Here is a 14,917-nt window from a genome sequence, read left to right as displayed (position 1 = left end):
GCTTTTTGTTTGCCCGGTGTTTTCCCGGCGACGACGGCGGCGGCGCGTGCGGTTGCTGCCGCTCAGGCCTTCTTCGCTTCGAGCTTCGGATCGCCGTAGAACTGCTCGACCAGTTCCTGCACGAGGTAACGCTGATGCGGCGACAAGGCCTCGATTTTCGATGCGAGTTCGATCGTCTCAGGTGTCGGCGGATAACGTTCGTCGCGCGGCAGCGGTTGCGGCGTCGGATGTTCGATCACGCTCGGCGACGGCCCGTAATGCAGCCAGTGCACTTCGACGCGCAACCATTCAGCGAGCGTTTCGAGTTTGTCCGACGTCGGGATCGTGCGGCCCGTCAGCCATTTGTGCGCGGTTTGCGGCGAAACGGGGTGCGTTCCGCGGTGGCGCAGATTGAATCGGTTCGCCAGCTCCGTCGCGCCGGTGACCTTCTCCGGGCTGCGCCGCAGGGCGAATTTCAGGCGTTCCGAGAACGCGGCTTTTTCTTCGGATGTCGGCATGAGGGAGATTGTGCAATTTCATCGCCGCGTCCCAGACAACCATATGGGATAAACGTATCCTATTCAGACGAATCCCCCTTGGTCAGGATGGGGAATGAAATTGAGGGACGCGGTGCCAAGCCCCTCCGGCACGCATACTCGTCCGAAATGGCCGCACCGTCATGACGCCGGACTGATACTCTGCTTATCCCCGGTGGGATAAATTCGGGCGAGTCCGAATCCGGCGTCGCGGCCGGTGGCATGTGAGCCGGCACGCTACAATGCCGGCGTTCCGATGCCCGAACTGTTGCGCGGGCGCACCATTGACCCGCTGATTGCCCGATTTCTCGAATTCCCATGCTCGCTACTGATTCCGATCCGATCGTCGCCATTGCCACTGCTGCCGGCCGGGGCGGCATCGGGGTCGTCCGCGTGTCGTTCGGGCGTGGCGGCGAGGCGGCCGCGCTGCCGTTGATCGACGCGTTGTGCGGGCAAAAGCTCGCGCCGCGCCATGCGAGCTACGTGCCGTTCCTCGACGCGCATGGGGCGCCGCTCGACCGCGGGATCGCGCTGTATTTCCCGGCGCCGCATTCGTACACCGGCGAGCACGTGCTCGAGTTGCAGGGGCATGGCGGGCCGATCGTGATGCAACTGCTGCTGCAGCGCTGCCTGGATGCGGGGCGCGGCTTCGGGCTACGGCTGGCGGAGCCGGGCGAGTTCACGCGGCGCGCGTTCCTGAACGACAAGCTCGACCTCGCGCAGGCCGAGGCCGTCGCCGACCTGATCGAGGCGAGCACCGAGGCGGCCGCGCGCTCGGCCGGGCGTTCGCTCGACGGCGCGTTCTCGCGGCAGATTCATGCGCTCGTCGACGACGTGATCACGCTGCGGATGCTGGTGGAGGCGACGCTCGATTTTCCGGAGGAGGAAATCGACTTCCTCGAAGCGGCCGACGCGCGCGGCAAGCTCGCGAAGATCCGCGCGCAACTCGCGCACGTGCTCGGCGATGCGCGGCAGGGCGCGCTGTTGCGCGAAGGGCTGTCGGTCGTGCTCGCGGGGCAGCCGAACGTCGGCAAGTCGTCGCTGCTGAATGCGCTGGCGGGCGCCGAGCTGGCGATCGTCACGCCGATCGCCGGCACGACGCGCGACAAGGTCGCGCAGACGATCCAGGTCGAGGGGATTCCGCTGCATATCATCGATACGGCCGGGCTGCGCGAGACGGAGGACGAAGTCGAACGGATCGGCATTGCGCGCACGTGGAGCGAGATCGAGCGCGCGGACGTCGTGCTGCATCTGCTCGATTCGCGCACGGGGATGACGGCGGACGACGAAACGATCGCCGCGCGGTTTCCGGCCGGCGTGCCGGTGGTGCGCGTGCTGAACAAGACGGATCTGACCGGTGTGCCGGCGTGCGTCGAGCATCCGGCGGCGGAAGGCGATCTGACCGAGGTGCACCTGTCGGCGAAGCGCGGCGACGGGATCGACATGCTGCGCGCGGAACTGCTGCGGATTGCGGGGTGGCAGGCGGGGGCCGAGGGGGTGTATCTGGCGCGCGAGCGGCATCTGATCGCGCTGCGAGCCGCGCAGGAACATCTCGCGCAGGCGGCGGATCACGCGGAGCAGCGCGCGCAGTCGCTCGATCTGTTTGCCGAAGAGCTGAGGCTCGCGCAGGAGCAGCTCAATGCGATTACCGGGGAGTTCACGTCGGATGATCTGCTGGGGGTGATTTTCAGCAGGTTTTGTATCGGGAAATAGAAACGAAAAGGATTGCTGGCCGGGAATGGCACGGCCATTACCCGGTTATAGAGCATGTCTGCATCCGCGTGACGACTTCCACCCAGGTTGCAACAGTGGTTTTACAGCCGCGGACGTGCCGCTAGCAGCCGATCGATGAATGCTGGCGGCAACGGTATATATACAGAATCATCTCCGCCGTCGCCTTTTGAAAAGGCCACGTAGGCATCACTATAGCTATTCCAGGAAATTTCCGGAGTAGGTGTGTTAAATGTGTGCTGAGCAAGCAGTCTCCCGGTTTGCGCGCGGTATACGCGGCCAACGTACCGAGAATCTCCGCCCGGAACCCAGGCTAAAAGGCACAGGTCGGCAATATATATTCCATCTGGAGATGTCGATTTTCTACACTCTTTCCCTTGAGGTGTTCTGTCAAAGGCAAAGATGCCGATCACTGCGGCAAAGAGCAGTGTGCAGATAATTTTTGAAGAATTCGTCATGATTTGTTGTTGAGTTTGATCATAGCCGAATCTTTATGAATGGGGAGATTGGAATGTATCTTTTGTCGGAGTAGATGATAAAGTCCCCACCTCTGCCATGCATCTCAGACCATCTTCTAAAATCGATGTTCTCCACAGGATAGTAAACATTTCCTTTGATGAATGGATTGCCCCTGGCGACGGCGTATTTGACATATGGGAAATGCTCGGAGTTCAAGAATGCTGCGGCTGCACTGTATGGGACGACGATGACGCCGTCGCTACTCCAGTGCCCTAAATATTGAGATCGCTCGCCAGGTTTGTCGGTAAATGTATAGTTGTCTTTCACATATACCCACAGCCCCGTCACTTCCGCTGTCGTTCGGCGCGAATCCACATCCCATGAGAAGCGCGCACTTCCGAGCGCGGCATATATATTGAAGGAACCGAGCGCCCCGGATAAGTCATCGGGCACACCATTGTTGCGAAGCTGTGCATCTAGTTGAGTTCCAATTTTTTGCCCGAACGTGCTGTCTATTCTTGCGTATTGAAATTGAAATCGTCGGTGCATGCTGCGAAGATCGTTCCTGCAAATGTCGTCGGTATAGAGTCGCGTTGCACAGTCTTTATACGGGAGAAGCAGCTTGTATAGTTCGTTTATGGATTTTTGTGAGCGAATTGCTTCATTGATCAGGTGGTCGAATTGCTGCTTCGCCCGGGGGAAACGAAGAACCCAATCCAATTTAATGGTAGACATGTCGTACATGTCGGACGGGTATGAGAGTCCGTCTTGATTGATTTCCGCCTCTTCGTCCGAAGAGGTACGCGAGTAATTTAATTTCCCAGAAAACCATCGCTCCATCAGTGCGGCGGATGTCGGGAGGTATATCTTGCGCATTGCTGCGGGAATTTCCTGGATATCGAACGCTGGTACGGAATCATCCCTTTTTAGTTTCACGATGGCGGGTTTGGGAGCACCGGGAGCATTGAGCCATACTTGAAAGCGTGCCAGTGCCTTGCCGACCCTCTCCAAATCATCAACCATTTTGTCAAGCGAGTCGCGCTTTGGCTCGGTGGATGCATGCTTGGGTTCGGCCACTTTCGGTTTTTGTTGTATCGGAAGCAGTGGTGCAGGCTTATCCATGGAAAGCGCGATGTTTGGAACGACCTTGCACCCATCTGCACCCTCATGAAGTTTCCATTTCCAAATGAACTTATTTATTGTGAAGTAGGGAATTTTATCCAGATCCGATGGCATTTCTGCTTTAGCTCCGTTGATGTTGGGCGGTATGCGTAATGGCTGTTACGCTAACGTGCTCATTCCCCAGAAATCAATCAGACTAATTTGAAATGGTTATCCAGATGGTTGGGTTTAAAACGAAATATTATTTGAACTTTCCTGGCCATCTAAGTGCGCTGGGAGCATGAGATCGCCGATGGGCAAGTCGATACCCACAGGAACTGCGCTCTTAAAATTCTTCTTGGCAAGGCAGTCGGGGCGAGCGTTAACCCACATCTAAACCACGAACTCGACGGGGAAAGTGCCCGTTAGATTGTGAGCGAGTGATCCGAGGCGATCTGCTTCACGCAAACGAGGCCTAACGTATTGTGGAATGGGCGTCCGCAGGTCGGCACGACGCTCGTGCCGCTGATGTCCACCGGGGAGGTGCCGACACGTCGGGTTCTTTCGAACTTCTCGATGTCAATTTCGCCGCAGCGAGGGCGATCTGCTGGACGATGGTCGAGGCATGACTGATCGAAGATCAGCCCACAAAGATGCGCGCCTTGAGCATCTCCACTACGAACGCTTGCTGCGCTACAGGTCTTTCCGATGCATGCCGAGCTGACTACGCCGGCCTGATTGAGCTAAGGTCCGGATCGATGCGTCCAGACCCTCACCCGCCTCAATCCCAATGACGATGATGATGGTAATACCCACCCCCACCGTAATACCCGCCACCATCAGGCACCACGATACAGCCGCTCAACAACACGGCGACGCCGGCAATCAGCAAAAGGGCCTTCTTCATCGCGTTCACCTGCTTGGGTTCAATATGAAACCCAGCATAGCGAGCGGCCCCAGCCCGGGCTGTAAGCGATCGTATCCCCGCGCCGCAATCCGTAACGGCGGATTATTCCGGTCACAATGACCGTAACAATTGGCCAAACAGCAGACGTTTTCAGGCGACGACGACCCGGTTTCGCCCCGCATCCTTCGCGCGATACAGCGCGGCATCCGCAGCTTCGATCAACGCGTCGGGCGTCGACAGATCGTCGGCCGACACGGTCGCGCAGCCGACGCTGACGCTCACGCGCCCGGCCGGCGAGTCGGGCATCGCGAGGTCGAGCCGCAGCACGGCGTCGCGCACTTCGTCAGCCACCACCCGCGCACCGCGCGCGCCGGTGTTCGGCAGCACGATCGCGAATTCCTCGCCGCCGTAGCGCGCGACGATATCGGCCGGCCGCCGCACCGCGCCGGCCAGTGCATTCGCGACGGCGATCAGGCACGCATCGCCCTTCACGTGACCGAACGCGTCGTTGTACGCCTTGAAGCGGTCGACGTCGACCATCAGCAGCGACAGCGGTTCGCCCTGCCGCCGCGCCTGCAGGAACAGCGTGTGGAAATGATCGTTGAAGTGGCTGCGATTGAACGCGCCGGTGAGTCCATCGCGCGCGGAAGAACGGATCAGCGTCGCGTGTGCTTCGAACAGCTGCTGATACAGCATCGTCACTTCCCACGCGAGCACGCACACGAGCACGCCGGGCGTGAACATGCTGAACACGCGCGCGACATACCAGCCGACCGTGAAGCGGTTGGTGGACAGCAGGTTCAGCGTCGTATCGGTGAGGCAGGCGAGCACCGCGATCGCGAGCCACAGGTCGAGCGTCGTGCGCAGCCGGCCCGTGACCAGCACGGCCGCGAGCGCGAGCACGTTGAGGACCCACACGACGAGCGCGATGCCGCTGACGGGCAGCACGGCTGTGTCGCGGGGCGGGTGGAATGCCGGTGGCAGCGACACGTTCAGCGCGAGCGCACACAGGAGCGCCGCCGCGATGGCCGGCCCGCCGACGAGCGCGACGGTCCAGCGGCGCGTCTCTTTCGCGCCGACCGGGGCGCGCGTCAGCCGCTCGCGTGCGACCAGCGCGGCCATCACGAAGCACGGAAAGCCGGCATGCCAGAAGACCCACATCCACGCGGCGCTTTGCGGGCGCGCGCCGAGCAGGCCGTGCGGGGCGAACACGCCGGGGAAGGTAAGCAGTTGCAGCGCGACGGCGAGCGCGGTGAACGCATAGGCGCCGCCGAGCGCACCGAGCACGGGCTGGCGCGTGACGGTGAACTGCGCGCCGAGGAAGAACGCGGCGATGCTCGCGGTCGTGAATACGGTGAGCGCGCACATCGGCATGAACGGCTCGACGGCCGGCAGCGCGACGTTCGCGTGCGGCGCGGCGATCCCGAGCGTGAGCAGGATGACGAGCGCAGTCAGCGCGCCGAACCACAGCTGACGTTGCGTCGTGTGCTGGATCAGGATGCCTTCCATGGAGTCCCCCGGACACGCGTGCTCGAACACCCGATCTTGCGCCGGGCGGCACGCCTGCCGATCGCGGCGCGACCGGTGCGGCCCGATCCTATCGCGTTATTGGTCGGCGCTCAAATGCCGAGCCCCGGGCCGAAGTTGCCGGCGACCCAGTGCGTGACGGCGTCGACGTCCGCGTAGTCCTGTTCGGGCAGGCCGTCGAGCATCGACAGGACTTCGTTGCTGGCGCCGGCGTCGCGCGCGGCATCGACGATCGCATCCTTGTTCGCCGGATAGCGGACGGCCGCCAGCACATCGGCGATCTGCAGGTCGATCGTTTCGTTCGGGATATCGTGCGGAGGAGTGGTGGGCTTGTCGTTCACGTCGGCGTCTCGCGGGTTGGGCGGGAATCGGATCGAAGCGCAAGGGGCATGCCCGGCAGGTTACGCGGCCCGGGTCTCCCCGGCCGGCGCTTGTCGCGGATGGCGATGATCGACGTCAATGTCCGCGTCGCACGCGGCGCCACGGATGCTTCCAGTCGATGTGCGGTGCGTTCTCGTCGCGCGGATGCTGGCGGCGGTGCTCCTGCCACAGTTCGTCGGAAAACAGCGCAGCCACGATGACGAGCGGCAGCACGAGGAAAATTCCGAGGATGACTTGCTCGATCACGATAGCCTCCTTGCGGTGGCAGGAACCCTTGCTCCCATTCTAGGCTCTGAACTCCGCCCGCGTTCAATTTCTTACAGTGCGAAACGGGCCCGAACGCGGCCGCGCCGCGGGGGCGTTCCGCACGTGCGCCGGCCTCAAAAAGGACATGAACATGCAACTCCAGAACGATACCAACACGCTCGCGCTGCGGCCGCTGGAGCGCCAGGACCTGCGCTTCGTCCACGAGCTGAACAACGACGCGAAGATCATGCGTTACTGGTTCGAGGAGCCGTACGAAACCTTCTCGGAACTGTCGCAGCTGTACGACCGCCACGTACACGACCAGCGCGAGCGCCGTTTCGTCGCGGTCGATGCGCAGGACGAACTGGTCGGCCTCGTCGAGCTGATCGAGCTCGACTACATCCACCGCCGCGGCGAGTTCCAGATCATCATCGCGCCGCAGCGCCAGGGGCGCGGCTATGCGGGCCAGGCGACGCGCCTCGCGATCGAGTACGCGTTCAAGGTGTTGAACATGCGCAAGCTGTACCTGATCGTCGATACGTCGAACGCGGCGGCGATCCACGTGTACGAGAAATGCGGATTCCAGCACGAGGCCGAATTGAAGGAAGAATTTTTCGGGAATGGCGCGTATCACAACGCTTATCGGATGTGCATCTTCCAGCGCGATTATTTCGAACGGCAGCAAACCGCCTGAATAAAGCAGGGTAAACGCCACACCGGTAAAAGCGCTTGCGAGGAGGCTTCGCGAGCGCCCGAATACATGCGGGGAACTACGGATAAATACGGATACGCTTATACCTGGCATTTTTCTTGTATCAGGTATTTGCGATTCCGCGCTGCGGTAAAGTCGAATCGTTTCGGATGACTTTATGTGCATCGCATCAAAATGATCCGGATAGCGAAATGGATTATCCAAACCGTTCAATCGCCGCATTGTAACTTTGCTGAAAGCCTTGCCTGGTAACGCTCTCCGCCCGGCCACGCGGGCCGATGCGCAGTTTGGACACACTTGCCGGGGGCGCCCATTGCGCGAAAAGCAGCCTGCGCACGGGGTGCGACAATCCGCCGCTATTGCGGTCGCACAACAAATGTGCTTGCTATCGTTTACCGGTCTTCTAAAGTGAAAAACGCGGGTTCACGATCACCTTTAAACACATAGCTAACCCAGCCTGGTGCCCGCAAGCCTGGAGACAGAACATGATCAAGCGTACCGGTGTCCTTTTTGCCCTTGTCGGCGCATTTTGCGCTGTGTCGATTGCCCAGGCCGGCGGCGATTCGGCCGTCAAGCCGAAGCAGGAAATCCAGCTGACGAAGAATGCATGGGGCTGCCTGTCGAAAGACAATCTGGATTCCGTACTGAATCACGAACGTGACGGCAAGTCGCAGGCGAAGCAGCAGTACTTCGACGACTTCCGCTGCCTGTCGGTGCCGGAAGGCCAGCGTTTCCGCGTGGTGTCGGTCGACCAGGGCGACGTGCAGTTCGTCAGCGCCGACAACAGCGACCAGCAAGGCCTCTGGACCGATTCGCGCTTCGTCAAGCAATAAACGTCCCTTCATCGCGCCGTCGCACGACGCGCGAGCGCGCCGGCCCGACCAGCCGGCGGCGCGAACCGATCACGGCCCGGCGCCTGCCGGGCCGTTGCGCTGTGGATCGCGCATCACGCACGCCGGACGGCGCGCATTCGGTATCATCACGGCCCGACCGAACCGAATGCCCGCCCGGGCCGCATCCGCATGGCGCTGAAATCCACGATCTACAAAGCCGAACTGCAAATCGCCGACATGGATCGGCATTACTACGCCGATCACGCGCTGACGGTGGCGCGCCATCCGTCGGAAACCGACGACCGGATGATGGTGCGCATCGTCGCGTTCGCGCTGTTCGCGCACGAGCGGCTCGAATTCTGCAAGGGGCTGTCGGACGTCGACGAGCCCGACCTGTGGCAGAAGGATCTGACGGGCGCGATCGACGTGTGGATCGAGGCCGGCCAGCCCGACGAACGGCGCATCTCGAAGGCGGCCGGCCGCGCCGGGCAGGTCACGGTGATCGCCTATGGCGGCAAGACGTCGGATATCTGGTGGCAGGGCGTGCGCAGCAAGGTCGAACGGCTGCGCAACGTGCAGGTGCTGTCGCTCGCCGACGGCGTCGCGGCCGCGCTCGGGCGGCTCGCGGCGCGCACGATGCGCCTGCAGTGCACGGTGCAGGACGGCACCGCGTGGATCTCGAGCGCCGACCACGATCCGGTCGCGGTCGAGTGGACGGTGCTGAAGGCGCGCGAGGGCGCATAAGGGTCCGTACGGGCCCGTCAGGGCCCGCGCGCCGGCCGCGTTCAGCCGAGCGCGGCCGGCGGCCCCTTGAATTCGACCATGTTGCCTTCGGGATCGAACAGGTAGATCGACGGCCCGTAGCCGCCGGCGCCGTAGCGTTCGGCCGGCGCGCCGGGCCGCGCGCCATGCGCGGCGAAATGGGCGATCAGTGCGTCGGGATCGAACGGCTCGACGCGCAGGCACAGATGATCGAGGTTGCGCCCGGTGCCGGGCGGGCCGCTGTCGGGCCGGTCGATCGGGCCGCCGACCGTCAGCAGGTCGATCAGCGCGTCGCCGGCGCGCAGTTGTACGAGGCCCAGGTCGGGCTGTTCCTTCTCCACATGGCAACCGACGGCGTCGCAGTAAAAGCGCGTCATCGCCGCCATGTCGGTCACGCGCAGCACGATGTGATCGATTCCGCGGATGGTGGGCTTCATGGGCGGGACTCCTTCGCAGTCGACGAGCATCGAGTGTAGACGCATCGCGCCTGCGCTGCCGGCCGGAACGCGGCACAATCGACGGACGAAAAAAAGCCCGTTCACGCAGAGCGGAACGGGCTTAATCCATATCAGGAGGAGACATGGAGGAGACAGTTCCAACTATACACACGGCGATGGTGCGACGCAATATTCCGATTGCAAAAAAACGTCAGGACGGCGATTTGTCGCATCCGCACTGCAACAAAAGGGTGACGGGACGATGACGAAAACGGCGCTGGAGCAGCCGCCGCGCGCGTTTCGTCGGATTTATCTTTAACGATGCGACCCCCGGCTCGCCGGCACGAATCACAGAGCAAGATTCAGGGCGCGACGGCATGTGCCGATGGCTAGAGTAGGCACCATCTACACTAGAGAGTGCGAGGTTCAGATGAAAACCGCCTATCCGACCGACGATGCCCGCTGGGGCGCCGTGACCGAGCGCGATCCGCATGCGGACGGCGCGTTCTTCTATGCCGTCAGCACGACCGGCGTGTTCTGCCGCCCGACCTGCGCGTCGCGGCAGCCGCGCCGGGAGAACGTATCCTTTTTTGCCGATCCGGCGGCCGCGCGCGCGGCCGGCTTCCGGCCCTGCAAGCGTTGCCAGCCGGAAGGGCTGCCGCGCGAACTGGAAATCGTCAATCGCGCATGCGCGGTGCTCGATGCGCACGCCGAGCGGCTCACGCTGCAGCAGTTGAGCGACGCCGTACACGTGAGCCCGTTTCACCTGCAGCGGCTCTTCAAGCGTGTGGTCGGCGTGTCGCCGCGGCAGTACCAGGCCGCGCAGCGCGGCGCTGCGTTGCGGCAGGCGCTGCAACGCGGGCGGCCGGTCACGCAGGCGGCCGTCGACGCGGGGTTCAACTCGCCGTCGCGGCTCTATGCGTCGGTGCCGCGCGAGTTGGGGATGGCGCCGTCCGCATTCCGCCGCCAGGGCGCCGGCCTGCGAATCCACTATGCGACTGCGTCGACGTCGCTCGGCACGGTGCTCGTTGCCGCCACCGAACAGGGCATCTGCCGGATCGCATTCGGCGACGACGCGGCGTCGCTCGTCGGCGAGCTGAACGACACGTTCGCACGCGCCGAACTGGTCGAAGCGTCGGCCCGGCTCGCGCCGTTCGTCACGCAGATCCGCGCGTACCTCGACGGCACGCGGCAGGCGTTCGACCTGCCGCTCGACATCGCGCCGACCGCGTTCCAGCAGCGCGTGTGGGAAGCGCTGACGCATATCCCGTACGGTGAAACGCGCAGCTATTCGGAGATCGCCGAGGCGCTGGGTGCGCCGCGCGCGGTGCGGGCGGTCGCGTCCGCGTGCGCGTCGAATCCGGTCGCGCTCGCGATTCCGTGCCACCGCGTCGTGCAGAAGGGCGGCGCGCTCGCCGGCTATCGCTGGGGCGTGCGCCGCAAGGCGACGCTGCTCGCGGCCGAGGCGCGCCATGTTCACAACGATGAAGCCGAAGCCGAGACGGAGGGCAGTGCGGTTTGAGCATCGACACGACAACGATTACCTCCCTCGCGAACGGCGGCCCTGTGCCGCCGTCCGCGCAGATGGAGCTGCGCTACAAGGCGCCGTACGACTGGGCGCGCGTGCTGCGCTTCTTCAGCGGGCGCGCGATTCCCGGTGTCGAGCAGGTCGCGGACGGCGTGTATCGCCGCATCGTCGATCTGCACGGCGATGCGGGCCGGCTCACCGTCACGAAACATCCGCGCAAGCATTGCCTGCTCGCGACCGTCGAAGGGGCGGTCGCGCGGCACGTCGACGATGCGTTCGCCGCACGCGTCGCGACGATGTTCGACCTCGGCGCCGATCCGGCCGCGATCGGCGGCGGCCTCGCGCGCGATCCGTGGTTCGCGCCGCTCGTCGAGGCCGCGCCGGGGCTGCGCGTGCCGGGTGCGTGGTCGGGGTTCGAGCTGGCCGTGCGCGCGATCGTCGGCCAGCAGGTGAGCGTGAAGGCCGCGACGACGATCGTCGGCCGGCTCGTCGAACGGGCCGGCGAACGCGTGATTCATGATGACGACGGCGCGCCCGCGTGGCGGTTCCCGACACCCGACGCGCTGGCCGCGTGCGATCTCGACAAGATCGGGATGCCCGGCAAGCGCGTGGCCGCGCTGACCGGCGTGGCGCGCGCGGTGGCGGCCGGCGACGTGCCGGTCGATCATGCGCATGCCGATCTCGCGACGCTGCGCAGCGCGTGGCTCGAGCTGCCTGGCATCGGCCCGTGGACGGTCGAATACATCGCGATGCGCGCATGGCGCGACCCGGACGCGTGGCCGGCATCCGACCTCGTGCTGATGCAGTCGATCGCCGCGCGCGACCCGGCGCTCGACCGGCTCGCCAGCCAGAAGCACCGCACCGAAGGCTGGCGGCCGTGGCGTGCGTATGCGGCGCTGCATCTGTGGAACGAAGTGGCCGACCGGGCAGGCGGCGCGCGCGGCGGGTAAGCACGCCGCGGCCGGGTGCGACCGCAAGGAGGCGGCGCCGCAACCCGTCGCGCACGCGGTGCCGGCATGCGGCAAGCGCCGGGGCGTGACGCGGCGCCGTCACGGCGCTTCTACACTACCTGCGGCGCCGGCCGAATGTAGCGCGTGCGATGCCTGCGCCCGCGTCGTTTCCCGATCGATTCAGCGGTACGGTTGCACCTGCCGCCACCCGTTCGCCATTCACATTCCGTCCGACGAATTGCGGTGGCCGCCGTGCCGATCGGCTTCGTCGGGAACCGGTGATACGGGCCGGGACTGCCCCGCCCGCCCCGCCCGATCACCCGCTCAGGCCCGCGCGCCGTGCCCGCGGCCACCTCAAGCGCGGCTTCCGGCGAGATGTTAAAGTGCCCGCTACCAACGAAGCGACCAACAATCCAGCCGGCCGCGCGCGGCGTTCTGCGCGCGGCCGTCACGCACTTGCGTCTCCATGTCGAACACCATGACTCACCGCCAGTCCGAACTGCTGCTGAAACGCCTCGACGCGCTGAGCTCGGGCCCGACGCGGCAGCATCTGCCCGACGGCCTGCGCGGCATCGAGAAGGAAAGCCTGCGCGTGACGCGCGACGGGATGATCGCGTTCACGCCGCATCCGCGCGCGCTCGGTTCGGCGCTCACGCATCCGGCGCTGACCACCGACTATTCCGAAGCGCTGATCGAACTGATCACGCCCGCGGAGCGCGACGCCGCGCTCACGCTCGAACGCCTCGACGATCTGCATCGCTACGTCTATGCATCGCTCGGCGACGAGATCCTGTGGAACGATTCGATGCCCGGCCTGCTGCCGGCCGACGACCAGATCCCGATCGCCAACTACGGCACGTCGAACATCGGCCGCCTGAAGACGGTGTACCGCCGCGGCCTCGCGTATCGCTATGGCCGCACGATGCAGTGCATCGCCGGCATCCACTACAACTACTCGCTGCACGAGGAAGTGTGGCGGCGCCTGCATGAGGAAGAAGAGTCGACGGCGACGCTCGTCGATTACCAGTCGGAACGCTATCTCGCGCAGATCCGCAACTTCCGCCGCCGCAGCTGGCTGCTGATGTACCTGTTCGGCGCGTCGCCGGTGCTCGACACGAAGTTCCTGCGCGGCAAGCCGCACAAGCTCGACACGTTCGACGCCGATACGCTGTACCGGCCGTATGCGACCAGCCTGCGGATGAGCGATCTCGGCTACTCGAACACGACGGCCCAGGCCGCGCTGCACGTCGACTACAACACGCTGCCGGGCTATCTCGACGCGCTGTCGAAGGCCGTGAGCGAGCCGTATCCGGCGTACGAGGCGATCGGCACGCATCGCGACGGCGAGTGGATCCAGATCAACACGAACGTGCTGCAGATCGAGAACGAGTTCTACTCGACGATCCGGCCGAAGCGCGTCACGTATTCGGGCGAGCGGCCGCTGCATGCGCTCGCGTCGCGCGGCGTGCAGTACATCGAAGTGCGCTGTCTCGACATCGACCCGTTCGAGCCGACCGGCATCGCGCTGGAGACCGCGCGCTTCATCGACGCGTTCCTGCTCGCCTGCGCACTCGACGACAGCGCGCCGCTCGACTGCGATGCGTACAAGGAAGCGAACGCGAACTTCGGCAGCGTGACGCTGGACGGCCGCAAGCCGGGGCTCGCGCTGACGCGCGACGGTCAATCGGTCACGCTGCAGCAGTGGGCCGATGAACTGATGGCCGATATCGAAATCGTCGGTCGCCGGCTCGACGAAATCCGCGGCGGCGACGAACATGCGCGCGCGATCGCCGCGCAGCGCGAGAAGCTCGCCGATCCGGAGCGCACGCCGTCGGCGCGCGTGCTGCGCACGATGCGCGAGAACGGCCAGTCGTTCCTCGCGTTCGGGCTCGCGCAGAGCGAAGCGCATGCCGCGCATTTCCGCGCGCATCCGCCGTCGGCCGAGACGCTGCACACCGAACAGGCGCTCGCCGCGAAGTCGCTGGCCGAGCAGGCCGAGCTCGAAGCGAAGGAGGCCGGATCGTTCGACGCATTCGTCGCCGCCTATCGCGCCTATACGCTGAACCGCTTCAGCGTGTGACTATCGCGCACGCGGCCGGCGCAGGGTGTGCCGCGCCGCTGCCGTGCGATCCATCCGGTTCCGTCGGTGAGCCGGTCAGTGGTGCGCATACGTGCCGCGATCGACCGCGTGCGGCAGCGCCGGCTTGCCTGATTCTCCGGTCGCCCGGCCGTCGCTGCCGTAACCGGCAACGTCCCCTTCACCGCGCGCCTGCTCGGCACGTTGCATGACCGCCTGCATGTTCCGGGGAAAATCGGGACTGCTTGCGAGGCTCGTCCGGTAGCCGGCGGCCTGCAGTTCCACGAGTTCCTGGCGGACCTGCGCGCGCGTGAGCGTCGACGCGGCTTGCGCGTGAGCGGCGAACGCCGCGCCGATCAGCACGAATGCGCATGCCGCGTGTTTCATCGTCTTCATCGTGTGTGCTCCGTGAGGTTCCGGTGCCGCGCCATCGCGGGCACGGCCGGAAACGATGCAGCCAGTCTAGGCTTCGGAGGCCAAACGAAACATCGTCGTGGCTGGCAGTCACCTTTTCCGGCCGCGCAACATTGCGGGCGCCGGTGGGCCGGTCGCGACGGGTTTCCTGTCGAACGCGCCAGCCGCGCGCCATCTGCCGGCCAGCGTGCGGCGGCCGGTTCGCACCGGCTCGCCCGCATCGGGCTTCTCCCCTTGTACAAGCGCGTCGCGCCTCCTAACCTCTTTTAAGCGACCGATCGGTTGGCCGCGCAACGTCGTTGCGTACGCAAGCGCCTGATCGTGGCCGTGACTGCAG

The 14,917-nt window shown here is 64.5% G+C and carries 16 protein-coding genes; 7 read left to right on the top strand and 9 right to left on the bottom strand.

Annotation, left to right across the window (positions count from 1 at the left end; translation table 11 throughout):
• Window positions 1–62 precede the first annotated feature (62 nt).
• Complete coding sequence (locus SY91_RS02440; RefSeq protein WP_006489946.1) at window positions 63–497, bottom strand: transcriptional regulator; 435 nt, start codon at window positions 495–497, stop codon at window positions 63–65.
• Window positions 498–833: 336 nt separating this feature from the next.
• Here SY91_RS02440 and mnmE point away from each other — a divergent pair, with 336 nt between their 5' ends.
• Entirely contained in the window at window positions 834–2,228 is a 1,395-nt protein-coding gene (mnmE, locus tag SY91_RS02435) for a tRNA uridine-5-carboxymethylaminomethyl(34) synthesis GTPase MnmE (protein ID WP_006489926.1), read from the top strand.
• Between the two features lie 101 nt (window positions 2,229–2,329).
• Here the strand turns inward: mnmE and SY91_RS02430 are convergent, their stop codons facing one another.
• From SY91_RS02430 to SY91_RS02410, 6 genes are all read right to left on the bottom strand, one after another.
• Window positions 2,330–2,704, bottom strand: a complete 375-nt coding sequence (locus SY91_RS02430; protein WP_124477151.1) for a hypothetical protein — start codon at window positions 2,702–2,704, stop codon at window positions 2,330–2,332.
• 19 nt (window positions 2,705–2,723) lie between these two features.
• Window positions 2,724–3,941: a DUF6402 family protein gene (locus SY91_RS02425; protein WP_185921041.1), complete on the bottom strand. Its 1,218-nt coding sequence runs from the start codon at window positions 3,939–3,941 to the stop codon at window positions 2,724–2,726.
• Window positions 3,942–4,587: 646 nt separating this feature from the next.
• Window positions 4,588–4,713: a hypothetical protein gene (locus tag SY91_RS34925; protein ID WP_256097665.1), complete on the bottom strand. Its 126-nt coding sequence runs from the start codon at window positions 4,711–4,713 to the stop codon at window positions 4,588–4,590.
• A gap of 150 nt (window positions 4,714–4,863) precedes the next feature.
• Window positions 4,864–6,222, bottom strand: coding sequence for a GGDEF domain-containing protein (locus SY91_RS02420; RefSeq protein ID WP_023476457.1), 1,359 nt, complete (start codon window positions 6,220–6,222; stop codon window positions 4,864–4,866).
• A gap of 110 nt (window positions 6,223–6,332) precedes the next feature.
• Window positions 6,333–6,581, bottom strand: coding sequence for a DUF2795 domain-containing protein (locus SY91_RS02415; protein WP_006477421.1), 249 nt, complete (start codon window positions 6,579–6,581; stop codon window positions 6,333–6,335).
• A gap of 115 nt (window positions 6,582–6,696) precedes the next feature.
• Window positions 6,697–6,867: a hypothetical protein gene (locus SY91_RS02410; RefSeq protein ID WP_006489933.1), complete on the bottom strand. Its 171-nt coding sequence runs from the start codon at window positions 6,865–6,867 to the stop codon at window positions 6,697–6,699.
• 151 nt (window positions 6,868–7,018) lie between these two features.
• Between SY91_RS02410 and speG the strand changes: the two genes are divergently transcribed.
• The 3 genes from speG (at window position 7,019) to SY91_RS02395 (ending at window position 9,156) form a co-directional block, all read left to right on the top strand.
• On the top strand, window positions 7,019–7,561 hold the full coding sequence (gene speG / locus SY91_RS02405) for a spermidine N1-acetyltransferase (RefSeq protein WP_011546509.1): 543 nt from the start codon (window positions 7,019–7,021) through the stop codon (window positions 7,559–7,561).
• 503 nt (window positions 7,562–8,064) lie between these two features.
• Window positions 8,065–8,412 carry a surface attachment protein Sap1 gene (gene sap1 / locus SY91_RS02400; protein WP_006477424.1) on the top strand — a complete coding sequence of 116 codons (348 nt, stop codon included), beginning with the start codon at window positions 8,065–8,067 and terminating at the stop codon, window positions 8,410–8,412.
• A gap of 189 nt (window positions 8,413–8,601) precedes the next feature.
• Complete coding sequence (locus SY91_RS02395) at window positions 8,602–9,156, top strand: YaeQ family protein (RefSeq protein ID WP_006477425.1); 555 nt, start codon at window positions 8,602–8,604, stop codon at window positions 9,154–9,156.
• A 41-nt stretch (window positions 9,157–9,197) separates the two neighbouring features.
• Here SY91_RS02395 and SY91_RS02390 read toward each other — a convergent pair whose 3' ends face one another.
• Window positions 9,198–9,611 carry a VOC family protein gene (locus SY91_RS02390; protein ID WP_006498690.1) on the bottom strand — a complete coding sequence of 138 codons (414 nt, stop codon included), beginning with the start codon at window positions 9,609–9,611 and terminating at the stop codon, window positions 9,198–9,200.
• A gap of 430 nt (window positions 9,612–10,041) precedes the next feature.
• Between SY91_RS02390 and ada the strand changes: the two genes are divergently transcribed.
• The 3 genes from ada (at window position 10,042) to gshA (ending at window position 14,169) form a co-directional block, all read left to right on the top strand.
• The gene (gene ada, locus SY91_RS02385; protein ID WP_023476455.1) at window positions 10,042–11,133 is read left to right on the top strand and encodes a bifunctional DNA-binding transcriptional regulator/O6-methylguanine-DNA methyltransferase Ada; all 1,092 of its coding nucleotides are present in this window, start codon (window positions 10,042–10,044) and stop codon (window positions 11,131–11,133) included.
• On the top strand, window positions 11,130–12,089 hold the full coding sequence (locus SY91_RS02380; protein ID WP_023476454.1) for a DNA-3-methyladenine glycosylase family protein: 960 nt from the start codon (window positions 11,130–11,132) through the stop codon (window positions 12,087–12,089). Before ada ends, SY91_RS02380 begins: the two co-directional genes overlap by 4 nt.
• Window positions 12,090–12,555: 466 nt before the next feature.
• A complete protein-coding gene (gene gshA, locus SY91_RS02375) occupies window positions 12,556–14,169 on the top strand; it encodes a glutamate--cysteine ligase (RefSeq protein WP_023476453.1) in 1,614 nt (537 codons plus the stop codon).
• A 75-nt stretch (window positions 14,170–14,244) separates the two neighbouring features.
• Here gshA and SY91_RS02370 read toward each other — a convergent pair whose 3' ends face one another.
• Window positions 14,245–14,562, bottom strand: a complete 318-nt coding sequence (locus SY91_RS02370; RefSeq protein ID WP_023476452.1) for a DUF4148 domain-containing protein — start codon at window positions 14,560–14,562, stop codon at window positions 14,245–14,247.
• Window positions 14,563–14,917: the final 355 nt, after the last annotated feature.

Source organism: Burkholderia cenocepacia (assembly GCF_014211915.1).
GTDB lineage: Bacteria > Pseudomonadota > Gammaproteobacteria > Burkholderiales > Burkholderiaceae > Burkholderia > Burkholderia orbicola.
Note: the sequence above shows the minus strand (reverse complement) of the source record. Positions and strands in the feature narration are given on the sequence as shown.

Bases quoted from the DNA above. Each gene is read 5' to 3' on its own strand.
- SY91_RS02440 (WP_006489946.1), bottom strand. From the start codon at position 497: ATGCCGACATCCGAAGAAAAAGCCGCGTTCTCGGAACGCCTGAAATTC.
- mnmE (WP_006489926.1), top strand. From the start codon at position 834: ATGCTCGCTACTGATTCCGATCCGATCGTCGCCATTGCCACTGCTGCC.
- SY91_RS02430 (WP_124477151.1), bottom strand. From the start codon at position 2,704: ATGACGAATTCTTCAAAAATTATCTGCACACTGCTCTTTGCCGCAGTG.
- SY91_RS02425 (WP_185921041.1), bottom strand. From the start codon at position 3,941: ATGCCATCGGATCTGGATAAAATTCCCTACTTCACAATAAATAAGTTC.
- SY91_RS34925 (WP_256097665.1), bottom strand. From the start codon at position 4,713: ATGAAGAAGGCCCTTTTGCTGATTGCCGGCGTCGCCGTGTTGTTGAGC.
- SY91_RS02420 (WP_023476457.1), bottom strand. From the start codon at position 6,222: ATGGAAGGCATCCTGATCCAGCACACGACGCAACGTCAGCTGTGGTTC.
- speG (WP_011546509.1), top strand. From the start codon at position 7,019: ATGCAACTCCAGAACGATACCAACACGCTCGCGCTGCGGCCGCTGGAG.
- sap1 (WP_006477424.1), top strand. From the start codon at position 8,065: ATGATCAAGCGTACCGGTGTCCTTTTTGCCCTTGTCGGCGCATTTTGC.
- SY91_RS02395 (WP_006477425.1), top strand. From the start codon at position 8,602: ATGGCGCTGAAATCCACGATCTACAAAGCCGAACTGCAAATCGCCGAC.
- SY91_RS02390 (WP_006498690.1), bottom strand. From the start codon at position 9,611: ATGAAGCCCACCATCCGCGGAATCGATCACATCGTGCTGCGCGTGACC.
- ada (WP_023476455.1), top strand. From the start codon at position 10,042: ATGAAAACCGCCTATCCGACCGACGATGCCCGCTGGGGCGCCGTGACC.
- gshA (WP_023476453.1), top strand. From the start codon at position 12,556: ATGTCGAACACCATGACTCACCGCCAGTCCGAACTGCTGCTGAAACGC.
- SY91_RS02370 (WP_023476452.1), bottom strand. From the start codon at position 14,562: ATGAAGACGATGAAACACGCGGCATGCGCATTCGTGCTGATCGGCGCG.